General features: G+C 46.3%; 8 protein-coding genes. 3 read left to right on the top strand and 5 right to left on the bottom strand.

The window, feature by feature from the left end:
• Positions 1–943: rhodanese-like domain-containing protein (locus tag OEM52_02505; protein ID MDK9699011.1), on the top strand; the 943-nt coding region annotated here is incomplete at its 5' end.
• A gap of 239 nt (positions 944–1182) precedes the next feature.
• On the opposite strand, the gene OEM52_02500 is transcribed toward OEM52_02505, so the two are convergent.
• The 5 genes from OEM52_02500 to OEM52_02480 form a co-directional block, all read right to left on the bottom strand.
• A complete protein-coding gene (locus OEM52_02500) occupies positions 1183–3228 on the bottom strand; it encodes a YCF48-related protein (GenBank protein MDK9699010.1) in 2046 nt (681 codons plus the stop codon).
• A gap of 158 nt (positions 3229–3386) precedes the next feature.
• Positions 3387–4895, bottom strand: a complete 1509-nt coding sequence (locus tag OEM52_02495; protein ID MDK9699009.1) for a T9SS type A sorting domain-containing protein — start codon at positions 4893–4895, stop codon at positions 3387–3389.
• A gap of 396 nt (positions 4896–5291) precedes the next feature.
• Positions 5292–8384, bottom strand: coding sequence for a CusA/CzcA family heavy metal efflux RND transporter (locus OEM52_02490; GenBank protein MDK9699008.1), 3093 nt, complete (start codon positions 8382–8384; stop codon positions 5292–5294).
• Positions 8377–9624 carry an efflux RND transporter periplasmic adaptor subunit gene (locus tag OEM52_02485; protein ID MDK9699007.1) on the bottom strand — a complete coding sequence of 416 codons (1248 nt, stop codon included), beginning with the start codon at positions 9622–9624 and terminating at the stop codon, positions 8377–8379. Before OEM52_02485 ends, OEM52_02490 begins: the two co-directional genes overlap by 8 nt.
• The gene (locus OEM52_02480; GenBank protein MDK9699006.1) at positions 9621–10874 is read right to left on the bottom strand and encodes a TolC family protein; all 1254 of its coding nucleotides are present in this window, start codon (positions 10872–10874) and stop codon (positions 9621–9623) included. Before OEM52_02480 ends, OEM52_02485 begins: the two co-directional genes overlap by 4 nt.
• An 827-nt stretch (positions 10875–11701) precedes the next feature.
• Between OEM52_02480 and OEM52_02475 the strand changes: the two genes are divergently transcribed.
• Positions 11702–12262: a HEAT repeat domain-containing protein gene (locus tag OEM52_02475; protein ID MDK9699005.1), complete on the top strand. Its 561-nt coding sequence runs from the start codon at positions 11702–11704 to the stop codon at positions 12260–12262.
• 357 nt (positions 12263–12619) lie between these two features.
• Positions 12620–13783: a hypothetical protein gene (locus tag OEM52_02470; protein ID MDK9699004.1), complete on the top strand. Its 1164-nt coding sequence runs from the start codon at positions 12620–12622 to the stop codon at positions 13781–13783.
• Positions 13784–13865 lie beyond the last annotated feature (82 nt).

Below are 13865 nucleotides of genomic sequence, written 5' to 3'. Positions count from 1 at the left end.
AACTTGGGTAGCTCCCGCAATCGTCGGCGGTGTTTTCATGGGAGTTGGTTTTCTCTTGGGTGGATACTGTCCCGGCACCAGTATCTGTGCGATGTCGATTGGAAAAGTGGATGCCATGTTCTTCGTTGGCGGAGGCGTTTTGGGTGTGTTCTTGTTTGGTGAGCTGTATCCGCTATACAACTCGTTCAACGACTCTACGTCATTAGGCGCAATAAAAGTTTTTGATTCGATCGGAATCTCACAGGGGTTGTTTGCTTTTCTGCTTATCGTCATGGCAGTTGGCGCTTTTTTCGCAACAACTATGATTGAGAAGAAGATAAATGCAGCATCACCAGCATTCACGTATCCCAAGCGTCTTCATTATGCGGCAGGAGCATTTGCTGTCGTACTGGCTGTTGTGTTATTGGTAACTCCAGATCGCAAAACACATTTTCTATCATCCGTATCCGATCCTGGTTACGTCGCAGCACATCCCGTAGTAATCATGCCGATAGATGAACTCGCATTCAGAATCATCGATCATGAGCCGAATTTTCGAATCATCGATGTTCGCCAAGCCAGTGAATACAACAATTTAGCGCTTCCGAACTCATTGAACATACTCACGAATGATTTCTTCAACAAGGAGTGGATACAGCTATTCTCGCAACGTCATGTACGGAAGGTGATTGTCGGTAATACCGTGCAGGAAGAACAAGTTGCAGCGCTACTATTGCAAAAGCTTGGGTTTGAAAATATCGCTATCCTCGATGGGGGTCTGCCGAACTTTCAGAAAACCATTTTCGACCCGTCACAGGTGCAGTTGACTGGCTCAAGATGGGATCATGATGTCAACCGTTTTCACGACCAAGCGCGGTTGACCATTACGAAAATGATTGCCGACAACAAAAACAAGCCCGTCAAGGCTGCAAAGACTGAAAAGAAGATAAAGGGCGGTTGTTGAGGAAACGATGATACAAACTCCACCTGAAATTCAGATTGATGAAGTTCCGGTCGAAATCCGTTATAAGGGGGCTTTGACTGGTTTACTGGGTCGCATCAAGGGGTTGTATGAGGCTATACCAATGAGCAGTACCGAAGAACCCATTCTATAACAAGAAGGATTTCTACAAAGATAGCAAGTGTGCAAACCCCCGAGGGGAGTACCTTCGGGGGTTTAATTGATAAGCACATTCGATGATACTACTTAAGAAGAACGATCTTCTGAAACTGTGCCTGTTTACCCGCATGTAAGCGCATGAAGTAGGTACCAGTGGCTAACTCTTTTCCATCAAATGATAATCGATACGAACCGGACGCTTGATTCTGATTTGAATATAACGTTCTCACTTCCCGTCCCGTAAGATCGAAGAGTTTCAACTCGACATTGCTCGCTCTTGGAATTGAATAGGATATTGTGGTTGAAGAGTTGAATGGATTGGGATACGTTGGATACAGCAGGAGTTCTGTCGGCAACACTGCTTGATGCGGTTCGGGAACCCACGTACTGCCGGTGTAATGAAGAATTACACCTCCTTCACCGACCGCCCATCCATTGTTTGCATCGGTGAAAAATACTCCCGCTAACCAATTCTCAGTCACACTTGTTTGTCTCGTCCAGTCTACCCCGCCATTGGTGGTATGCATGATCGCGCCAGAAAAACAGACTACCCAACCGGTATTGGCATTTATGAAGTAAACTGCATTAAGGGCATTCGTAGTACCGCTATTTTGACTCGTCCAATTGATACCGCCATTCGTAGTATGAATGATTGTTCCAGACCCTCCGACCGCCCAACCGGAATTGGCATCGGTAAAGCAAACCCCCGAAAGTGAATTTGTTGTCCCACTGGTTTGACTCGTCCAACTCGTACCACCATTCGTAGTATGAACGATGGTACCACTTCCCACAGCCCAACCGATATTGGCATCGACAAAGTAAACTCCCCAAAGGGGATTGTTCGTTACTCTCGGTTGACTTGTCCAAGTAGCACCACTGTTCGTTGTATGGACGATGATACCACCTTCACCTACTGCCCAACCGGCATTGGCATTTATGAAGTAAACCGCATAAAGGGCGCTCGTTGTACCGCTATTTTGACTCGTCCAATTGATACCGCCATTCGTCGTATGAACGATGGTAATCCCATTTAAAGCCCAACCAATAAAGGCATCGGTAAAGAAAACCCCGCGAAGTTCATTCACAGTTCCACTATTTTGACTTGTCCAAGACGTCCCACCATTTGTAGTATGCACTATGGTGCCTGAATCACCCACCGCCCAACCATTATCCGCATTGGTAAAGAATACTCCCCGTAGAGATTTCGTTATCCCCCGATTCTGACTTGTCCAGTTGGTGCCACCATTCGTTGTATGGACGATAGTTCCATTGTGACCCACTGCCCATCCGGTATTGGCATTGGAAAAGCAAACATCTCGAAGGAAATTTGAAGTCAGACTCGTTTGAGTTGTCCAATTAGATCCGCCATTTGTTGTATGAACGATGATGCCGTTTACACCCACTGCCCAACCGACATTGGCATCGGTAAAAGAAACTCCATATAGATGACTTGTAGATCCGCTCGTTTGAATTGTCCAATTCGTTCCACCATTAGTAGTATGAATGATGGTGCCATTCGCACCAACTGCCCAACCAGAATTGGCATCTGAAAAGCAAACCTTATATAGATGTCTTGTCGTCCCACTCGTTTGAGTCGTCCAAGTCGCACCGCCATTCGTAGTACGGACGATCGTGCCAGCATCACCCACTGCCCAGCCGTTATTGGCATCGGTAAACCAACTACTCCGAAGGAAATTCGTCGTCCCACTCGTTTGACTCGTCCAAGTTGCACCGCCATTGGTTGTATGGACGATGGTACCGACCTGACCAATTGCCCAACCGGTATTTGTATCGATGAAAGACACCCCATACAAGTGTCTCGTCGTTCCACTTGTTTGACGCGTCCAACTCGCACCGCCATCCGAAGTATGGATGATGATACCAGAATCACCCACTGCCCAACCGAAATTCAAATCAGAAAAGTATACCCCATTCAAGTGACTCGATGTACCGTTTGTTTGACTTGACCAAGTAGTACCGCCATCTGTAGTATGGATTATTGTACCAACTCTACCCACTGCCCATCCAGATGTTGAGTCAACGAACTTTACCGACATCAGGTCATTTCCGGTAGGTAATGGGTTCTGGTGATTCCAGCTTTGGGCATTCGAAGTAAGTGGGATAAACATTGAAATGAGTACAACAATGGAACAATGCAGCAAACAAACGAGGGCATTTCTTTCCTGGTGAAAAATCTCGTTGCGCCTTCTCATGTTTAACACCTTTCTTGTTAGAGACGGTACTTGCATTCGGCTAATTCTGTGAATTCTGTTCAATAGCAAGTCCGCTACTTCAGAAGAACAATCTTCTGAAACTGTGCTTGCCTACCTGCTTGCAAGCGTATAAAATAAGTACCAGTGGCTAACTCTTTTCCATCAAATGATAATCGATACGAACCTGACGCTTGATTCTGATTTGAATATATCGTTCTCACTTCCCGTCCTGTAAGATCGAATAGCTTTAACTCGACATTGCTCGATTTTGGAATTGCATAGGAAATCGTGGTTGAAGAGTTGAAGGGATTAGGATAAACTGACCCAAACGAGAACATAGTTGGAACCGCCTCATCCAACCTCACCGAAACCCCTCGACTCCAGATTGTATCGGCAACTTGTCCGGTAAACATGTCGACATTTACTTGAAAATAGTTATTAAATTGGCTTGAGTTATCATTATAACATACATGGTAATTAAATTGATGCGGAGCGGGGTCATTTGCACCTGAAGCGATTACAACGTCAGAAATTGGGTATTGAGTTCGAACCCATGCCCCACCTGCTCGTTCAGCTACCCGAAATGCACTATCAGAATCGATGCAGTTTGTAGACAACGAATAGTTCGGATTTCCACCTTGGTTCGTGTGATCTGTTGTATCAATTGTACACCGATAGGATTCCGCGCGAACACAGAACATCATATTATATCTTGGTGAATAGCAGTTGTATTGCCACTCTGTGCATCGTCCGGTAGCGTGCTGTATATCTTCTCCACCCCAAATTCCTCTGATCGTCGCATTGGAATCAACCGTCGCCATTGCTGTTCGCACGGAACTTAAACGCTCTAAAACCGTGAAAGAGAGTCTTTGGTGTATTGAAATTGTGATGTTCGAGATGTTACTATTGTCAACTGCGATCGGATCAGCTTCGTAGTCACCATTCGTGTCGCACCATCCCGTTGGGTCTGTCTGACCAAGCTGTCCATCACAATTGTAATCGTTAACTGCGACAATAAAATAGTCTTGTTGTCCACGAAGCGAATTTACAGTAAATGTGGTTAATCCGGAATTGCAGAGCGCTACACGATATATAGCGTAACCTTGTGTCCCCCGGGTAAAGACAAGTACAACCGAATTGTATGCTGTATGACCGGGAAAAACAACGTTTCCAGAAATTGAAAGAGTACCATAACTCGACCAGCTCGTAAAGTTCGATACGAATGGCCTGCTCATCATCTGCCCAGTCTGTGACCTCGCATTGAAGATCACAATATTTACAAACGTGTGCTGAGTCAAGGTGATAGGGAAGTGGATCGTTCGTAAATCCGGGCTAAAACTCCAACTTGTCGGTAGCGTTGGTCCCTCTTCACCTACCTCACCAATCAGAAACATTATTCCTACGGGTATGTTATCCGGTGTACGGTAGGTCGTGTCAAGCGGAGCGGAAAATGTGATGTCAATCGATGTAGTGGTCACATTGACTGCGTCACTTGCTGGAGAAATTGCGGTGACGGTTAGTTGTCCGAATGAACTTGAAGCGGTAAGTAACACCATTGCCACGATGAAACAAAAACGACACATTTGAACTCCATTTTCAAAGAGACTGGGCGTTTTACTCAATTCTGCTGTGTACACACACGTGTCGTAGGATCATACATTTGTAAACTTCCTGTTAACCAAGCAAATTCTGTTTAACAGCGAATCAGTGAGTTACAGTGCAATATTCATACTCCCGTGTGAAACTCTGACGGTCACGCCTTATAGAAGGTAACCATTCAAAAACCGCGTGCCCAAGTGTATTTACCAAAAGTTGTATCAAACAGTCGTGAGTTCTTCGAGCAGACCCTCGAAGACTGCTCTTCGAGGGTCATTATTATTCAAATATCTGCTCAAGAACTGAGCGGATTTCGACGGATCACCATCTCGCAGCCGCATTAAGACGAAACTTGTTCAACAATCTGTAAAGAATTTCCATTGCTAAGAAACCTTACCCTCAAACCATCGATAAAGAATCGGCAGTACAATGAGTGTCAGGAAAGTTGAAGTCAGTAATCCTCCCACAACTACTGTTGCCAGAGGTCGCTGTACTTCGGAACCGGGTCCCGTTGCATATAGCATGGGAATTAAACTGATGATTGCAATAGCTGCTGTCATCAGAACCGGACGCAACCGGTCATTGCTACCCTTAACGACCGCTTCCTGCAGCGACATGCCATCCTGCCGGAGTTGGGAGATGTACGTAACGAGAACCACTCCATTCAATACAGCGACGCCAAACAGTACAACGAATCCGACCGACGCCGGTACCGATAAGTACAAACCGGATAAGTAGAGCGCGAAAACGCCACCGATAAGCGCAAACGGCAAATTCGTGAGTACCAACAGCGAGAGTCGAATCGACCGGAATGTGATAAACAGCAGTAACAGAATCAATCCAATCGCAGCCGGCCCGATAACCATCAGTTTGTTCATTGCCCGTTGTTGATTCTCAAATTGACCGCCCCAAGTTGTATAGTACCCGGCTGGTAACTCGACCTTAGATTTAATTGCAGCTTTTGCTTCAGCGACATAACTGCCGATGTCGCGATCATTGATGTTGATCTCGATTCCGATACGCCGGAGACCATCCTCGCGGCTGACCTGCACCGGGCCATCGACGATGGCGATGTCTGCCAACTGGTTAAGCGGTACATTGTAGCCTTGCTCGGATGGAATCAGGGTATTACCTATCGTTTCGACCGAGTTTCGGCTTGCCAGCGGGTACCGAACCATCACATCGAACGAGCGATTCTCTTCGTAGAATTGCGTCGCTGATTTACCACCAATCGCAATCTCAATAACCTTTTGTACATCGCTGATATTGAGTCCATGGCGGGCAATTTTCTTACGATCGATTTCGATCGAGAGATAGGGTTGTCCGGCGATTCGCTCCACGACAAGATCCGCAGTTCCTCGGATTTCTCTGACAATTCGGCTTATCTCGTCGGCTTTCGTTTTGAGAACATCCATATTCTCGCCAAACAACTTGATAATCAACTGCGCGCGGGTTCCCGCCACCAATTCGTCGATCCGGCACTGAATCGGTTGACTAAAGCTGAAAGTGATTCCGGGTATCCCTGCTAAAGCGCTTCTCATCGAATCAATCAACTCGTCACGGTCAGACGTTGTCTGCCATTCCGAACGCGGTTTTAAGTTACCCACTTTGCCGGTTTTATCGACACCGCGGGCTTCGAGTGCAATGCCGGTTTGACCGGTACGGGAAACGACCTTAGTCAATTCGGGGAAACGCATCAACTTCGCATCGATGAGATTGTTTATCTCTAACGATTTATCCAACGATACACCGGGCAGGAGTTGCACGTCCATATCGAACGCCCCTTCATCCATTACCGGAATAAACTCGGTACCCAGAAACGGTATGACCGACAGTGCTGCAATCAACATAGCAACCGCCGAAGTGATAACGATTCCTTTCCGCTTCATCGACCAATCGAGTAATCGTGAGTAACCCATACGTGTTGCGTGTATTACCTTGCTCTCTTTTTCCTCGCCCAATTTTAGGAACGTAGCGCACAGTGTCGGGATAATGAAGATCGATACGAATAGGGAAGAGAGCAGGGCTATTGCAACCGTCAATGCGAGCGGGGCAAACATCTTCCCTTCCATTCCCTCCAGCGCAAGAATCGGGATAAACGTGATAGCGATAATCAGCTCTCCGAAGATGCTTGGTTTGCGGATTTGCATCACTCCATTTAACACCGTCGAGAACTTATGCTCATTCGATGTCAATTTTCCTAATAAACGCTGAACGTTTTCGACTTGAATGATAGCGGAATCCATGATCATACCGACTGAGATTGCGAGTCCACCCATCGACATCAGATTTGCGTGGATACCGGTGTACTTCATAACGATGAATGTTAGGAGCAACGAAAGCGGAAGCGATAGCAATACCACGATTGCACCTCGAAAACTGCGCAATGCAATGTATAGTACAATGACGACAAAGATTGCCCCTTCCAAGAGCGCTTTTCGCACTGTATTCACACTGTTGGCAACGATATCGGCGCGGTCGTAAAACGGTACAAGTTTGATGCCGGCAGGAAGAACGTTATTCTCGTTGATCTCCTTCACTTTCGCTTTTACGCGTTCCACTACCTCGCGACTATTTTCCCCATTCAACATCATCACGATGCCGCCAACTACTTCCCGTTTGCCATCGATCAAAGCGGCACCTTGCCTGACCGCTTCTCCGATGGTGACGGTCGCGACGTCGCGGATAAAAACGGGAGTTCCGTGTACCGACTTTACAACGATATTTTGGATATCCTCTTCCGATTTTAAAAGACCAACACCGCGCACGATGTATTGTTCGGAATTCCGGTCAAGAATGTTACCGCCGACATTCTGGTTGTTTTCTGCGACGGCGTGATAGACGTCGTCCAGCGTTAAGTTGTATCCCAACAACTTTTCCGGTTGGACGATAATCTGATACTGTTTGAAGTATCCCCCAAACGAGTTAATTTCGCTGATACCGGGAACGCTCTTCAGCAATGGCGCGATCACCCACTCCTGCAACGTTCGCATATCTGTTAAGTACTTCTTCAGTTCGACGGAATCGCTCGGTACATTGCCATCTAATGTGTATTGGTAGATTTCACCCATTGCCGTCGCAACAGGTCCCATTTCGACCTCAACCCCGTCTGGCAAACTGGTTTTTGCCTCTGCCAACCGCTCAAAAACAAGTTGGCGGACAAAATAGAGGTCGGCGTCGTCTTGAAACACAATGGTTACTACCGATAAACCGAACTTCGTTACCGATCTCATTTGCACGACTTTCGGGATTCCCCGCATCGCCATTTCAATTGGATAGGTAACGAATCGTTCCACCTCCAGTGCAGAAAGACTGGGGGCGGTACTAATGACTTCCACCTGCACATTCGATACGTCAGGAAACGCGTCGATAGGCAATGTCGTGTATGAGTAAACTCCTAACGCGACCAACAAAGCGACGATGAAAAGCACCAGTGCACGGTGTTTCAATGTCACAGAAACAATTTTTTCAATCATGGTTGTGATCTCCCACGATTGCGTCGCGGTTAAACTCCGATTTTAGTTCGAATATTCCTTTTACTACCACGCGGTCGCCAACTGCCAATCCCTGCTTCACTTCGATCTGATTGTCGAATGCGACACCCAGTTGAATCTCACGGCGCTCAAACGTGGTATCGTTCATCGCAACGAAAACAAAATTGACAGTATTATCCTTCACGACCGACTCTGCTGGTACCACGATTCCCTTGGAAGTTCCGTCCATCGGAAGATGGAGTTCGCCGAACATTTGCGGCTTCAAACGACCGGAAGCATTCGGAATTGATGCGCGCACGGTAATGGTTCGGGTATGTTCATCGACTACCGGTGATATAAAAATCACTTTACCGCGAAATCGTTCACCGGGAATTGCCGATACTGTCAACGTGATTTCAGGCTTTCCGACCAACCGTTGTGCATCGCTTTCATAAATATGCCCGTCTGCCCAGAGGGTACTGGTGTTGACGATACGAAACGCCGTACTCGATGCATCCACCATTTGACCGATGACAACGGTACGTTCGATTACCGTTCCCGAAATCGGCGCTTTAATGGGAAGTAGACCATTATCGACTGCACGACCCACATCAACTGCTGTACCCGAATCTTGCATATCGGATACAGAGAGTCCGATTGAATGAATTCGCTTTTCTACCGCTGAATAGTCGGCAAGCGCTTTTTCATAGGCGGTCTGCGCTTCCCACAGCGACTTCTGAGAACCGGCATTGTCTTCAAGGAGACTTTTCTGCCGTTTGCGATTGGCGTCAGTGAACTTCAGTTCAGCCTTGGCTTTCATAAACTCGGAAAGCAAGGTTCCGATTTCCATGCTCTCAATCTGCATTAGAACCTGTCCTTGCTTAACCTGATCCCCGACACTCACGAGTACTTTGTGAACTCGCCCCTGCACCAGCGACCCGACTTGCGCTTCGTAATCCTGATTGGGAACTAATTTAGCCGCCGCCGTAAGTGTACCGGATACGACTTTTTCCTCCGCCGCAATCGTCGTTAGACCAATCGTTTGTATTGCCTCGCGGGTAAGCGATACTGTCGGTGTTTGATGTTCGCCCTCTTCTTCCGAGTGTTCCGAATGCGAATCGACTTCTTTGGTTTTACTTGTGCATCCCACCATACCGACAGCCAATAAAGCGAATAGAATTACTAAAACGAGTAAAAACCGCTGAACCGCACTAATTTCGCCGAACCGTTTCATGTATATCATGGGTGTAACTCCTTGCCGACAGCTTTCTCAAGTTTTGCCATTGCAGATTTGACGCTTAGTAATGCATCGATGTATTCTGATTCCATCGCAATCAGCGATTGCTTTGCTTGCAGATATTCGATGTAACTGATTTCACCGGTTTCAAAACTGGAGGAAGCGACGCGATACACTTCCTTCGCCTGAGGAAGTAAATCGGATTGGTAAAGCAATACCTGCTGTTCCTGCGTGTTCAACTCGAGAAATGCGTTCTGAACTTCTAATCTGACTAAATTCTCAACGGTTGTTAGGTCTGATTCGGTTTTGCGTAGATTCGCTGTAGCTTCTTGGATTTGTCCGCGTTGATCGAACATAAACCAGAGTGGAACCGACATCCCGAAGATGACTCCATAACTCGACTCTTCGTTGGATGTTGTAACGCGATTGTAGCCAAGACTCAGGGATGGCAACAGACTCGACCACGCCAACGCGCGATTCATGGCTGCGCTTTTCACTCTGAACGAATTGGCGCGAAGCTCGGGATTGGATTGTCGTGCACTTTGGAACAGCGAATCCATTTTAGCGAAATGTGGTTGATATACAAGACTGTCGGTCAGTACGATGGATGTACTTACATCGTAACGATCCCGCCCCAGCGAATAGAGAAGATCTCCCATTGCCATTTGGAACCGGTTGCGGGCAATTACGACATCATTCTGAGCTTGAGTGTATTGTACCGTTGCCGTGAGTTTTTCGAGGCGGGTACTTTCGCCGTGAGTAAACCGCGAATCGGCTTTGCGGGAAAAATCCTCGGCTATTTTCCGGTTTTCTTCGGCTAACTCCATTTTGCTGCGCAACGCCACCGCGGTGTAGTATGCGATTTTTACTTGCTGAATAATCGTCTGTTGCACGTTCGTAAAAGATGCATTAGCAACTTTCGTCTCAGCGGCAAGCGACTTACCCCGTAACCCATAAGTGGTCGGGAAATCGAACGATTGTTCGATTTCAACGACACGTTCGCGGTAGTGCTTCGCTTTTTCTCCTACCGGGACATTTTCGTATGCAACGGATACGGTAGTTGGCGGTAACGAGATTCCTTGCCAGAATCGTCCGCGCGATGCGTCGATCTCGCGGTTTGCACGAATCACTTCTGGATTTTTAGTTAATGCGATTGATATCGCATCACTAAGGGATAGTTGCTCAACCGCCCGAACACCGGAAGGCATCAAGGCGAGCATACACAACAACACCCATAGTGAAAGTATTTTCACCATGATTGACCTCAAAAATGTTGCAGTAATCCAACTGTCTAATGAAACAATCGATTACGCAGCTATCGGAGGTCGATAAATATCCTGATGGAGAGCTTGTGAAGTATGCAGGATGGAGTGATAGAAATCGCGATCGGTAAATGTAGGGGTGTTGATCGTGATTGACTTGGAAGTGTGCAACTCCGAATGACAGATACAAAAGCACTCATGGTGGTCGTGGGTGTCGTCGACGACAACACAATAATCAAACGTCGTACCGAAGAACAGTACGGCGAGGAACAAGATTATCCCAGAAATGAGTTTTTGCGACCTAATCATCAAGCGAAAATACCCTTTGGGTTGTCATTCTGCAAGAACTGCTCGATTTATACACAAGAAAATCAAACGAAGCTCGACTCAGATAGTTCATTTACATATCACTTCAGGTAAAGGGCGAAATCGTTGGCTCAGGGGTAAGGAATAGTAACGGGGAAGTCTCAACAACCTGAACAAGTTGTAGTCTGCTCCCTCGATGATCTGCTTCAATTTTGGCTCGATGACTGACTAAAAGTGTGTAAGGAATTTTTATGACAGTAATTGATATCCAAATCATAAGAAGCAGAAAAGCACTCAGCATCTATTATTCATAACAGCGCTAAAGTGATTACTGATGAACGAGTTTCTCGATTAGTACGTATCACATACATAGTCAATCGTGCTTAACTTTCAAGTGACAGTACTCGGTTCAAACCGCCAATACTCATTAATCGCGAGAAATGGCGTCAATTTGCGAGATATGTCATACGACTAAGTCATGTGAAATGTATTTTGTTAACATGGAAAGCGAAATCATGAATGAGAAACCATCGATACGAACGCAGGTAAGATCGCTGATGAAATCGTTGACAAGCGATGATGGTATGCTTCGTGAGCACGCCAGAGAATCTTTGATCACGCTTGGCAAACCGGCAGTCTCTCCACTTATAAGAGCACTGCTATGTTCTAAATCGGATCAAGTTCGTTGGGAATCGTCAAAGGCACTTGGTGCGATTAATGATACCCGATCGATCAGACCTCTCGTGAGAGCACTCCATGACAGTAACCCCGATGTGGCATGGTTGGCAGCCGAAGGCTTACTACAATTTCAAATGAAAGCCTGGCCACCTTTGCTGCGAGCGTTATTGAAAAATGAACCGAATTCGAATTTGTTGCGATTAGGAGCACACCACGTGTTTGCGAGTCAAAGTGACAATCGATTCAACGATTTACTCGCTACACTTACGCTTGCTTTAGAACCAAGCGGATCAAGAGAATCGACGATTATTACAGCGTATGAAATCCTAAAGCGTATGAGAACAATTTTCAAACCTCCAATCGTTCCTGTTTTATCTATCATAACGCTACGAGGCTGACATTAATCGAGAACTTAATGAAAAAACAAGACAGCATCACTGAATCTTGGCGCAGTGGTCTCGGTGCGAGGAAGTGTTATGGAATTTTGGTTTGGCGCACATTTACCACAAATCTCCTCGTTGTTACTTGCGAATACCGAGATCCAAGTCCAAGCAAGTTCATTCAGAAAACATACCACAATTTAAACCCGTGGGGCAGGCATGAGTAACTCGAAAGCGAATCAAGGCAGATTAAACATTCAAGTTGTGAATATACAATCAATCGCTCCTTCGTAGAGGACTTTTGCTTTCATCGACTTATTCGATTTGGAATATCATGTCACGATTCGCGACAAATACTTACTTAAGAGGTGTTAGATGCTAACGCAGAATTTTAGTCTTTCTTTCAAGTCACTCGTTGACTTAGAAGCTTCTCGACAACCACCATGTCTATCGCTTTACCAACCGACTCATCGAAGCAGCCCAGAGAACAAGCAAGATCCAATTCGATTTCGCAATCTGATCAAGCAACTCGAGTCGTCGCTTCGGCAGAAGTATACCGACGAAGAAACCCGACTATTACTGGAACAGTATGAATCACTCGCCCAAGATTACACATTTTGGGAACACACTTTGGATGGGTTGGCTGTGTTGAGTGATACAAAGCAGTTTCGTGTGTATCGGTTACAGCGACTGGTATCCGAGTTCGTCGTTGTAGCTGATAGCTATCACACCAAGCCGTTGCGGAGCTTTCTTCAGTCAGTTGATCGCTATCAAATATTAGGTTTGAGCTTGAGTAAAGTTCAACTCTTTGAAGGAAATCGAAATTCACTTGAAGAAATCGAACTTGCACCAGGTGTTCCGCATACGATGATTGAAGCACTTGGGGATGAATTGACTGAATCGTACTCCACAGTAGCGTCCTATGGTGGGGTTGGTCAAGGTAGTATGCCCATGCATCATGGGCATGGCGGGAAACAGGAGGGTGAGGAAATCGACGCAGAACGGTTCTTCCGTACGATTGATCGGGCAATCGCTGAACGCCATTCAAAGCCTTCGGGTTTACCATTAATTCTGGCAGCTTTGCCCGAACATCACCATTTATTCCAGAAAGTCAGTCACAATTCGTTACTGATGAAGGAGGGAATCCCGGCCAATCCCGAGACATTATCCATCGAAAATCTTCGGGAGCGCGCCTGGAAAGTAATCGAACCACAATATCAAACCAAGCTAAATGCGGTGTCCGATGAGTTCGAAGTTGCAAACTCTAAAGGACTTGGTAGTGACAACTTAGATAAAGTAGCACAAGCTGCAGTTGCTGGTAGAGTCGCCACTTTACTGATAGAATCTGATCGACAAATCGCCGGTCGCCTCAACAGTATAACAGGAATTATTGAGTTAGCCGACCTAAACGACCCGCAGGTTGATGACCTTCTCGATGATCTAGGAGAGCTTGTCGCGAAGATGGGTGGTAATGTACGTGTAATTCCATCAAAACACATGCCAAGTAAATCAGGTCTGGCTGCCACTTTCCGTTACTAATTCAATTCAATCAAGACTGGTGATCCCTTTGCAAATCCAAAGCAACATTGGTAACAACATCGATTACTACAGGGTGGTATTG

It is taken from the genome of bacterium (genome assembly GCA_030247525.1).
In the GTDB taxonomy this organism is placed as follows: Bacteria; Electryoneota; JAOADG01; order JAOADG01; family JAOADG01; genus JAOTSC01.
Note: the sequence above shows the minus strand (reverse complement) of the source record. Positions and strands in the feature narration are given on the sequence as shown.

Bases quoted from the DNA above. Each gene is read 5' to 3' on its own strand.
- OEM52_02500 (MDK9699010.1), bottom strand. From the start codon at position 3,228: ATGTTTATCCCACTTACTTCGAATGCCCAAAGCTGGAATCACCAGAAC.
- OEM52_02475 (MDK9699005.1), top strand. From the start codon at position 11,702: ATGAATGAGAAACCATCGATACGAACGCAGGTAAGATCGCTGATGAAA.
- OEM52_02490 (MDK9699008.1), bottom strand. From the start codon at position 8,384: ATGATTGAAAAAATTGTTTCTGTGACATTGAAACACCGTGCACTGGTG.
- OEM52_02480 (MDK9699006.1), bottom strand. From the start codon at position 10,874: ATGGTGAAAATACTTTCACTATGGGTGTTGTTGTGTATGCTCGCCTTG.
- OEM52_02495 (MDK9699009.1), bottom strand. From the start codon at position 4,895: ATGTGTCGTTTTTGTTTCATCGTGGCAATGGTGTTACTTACCGCTTCA.
- OEM52_02485 (MDK9699007.1), bottom strand. From the start codon at position 9,624: ATGATATACATGAAACGGTTCGGCGAAATTAGTGCGGTTCAGCGGTTT.
- OEM52_02470 (MDK9699004.1), top strand. From the start codon at position 12,620: ATGCTAACGCAGAATTTTAGTCTTTCTTTCAAGTCACTCGTTGACTTA.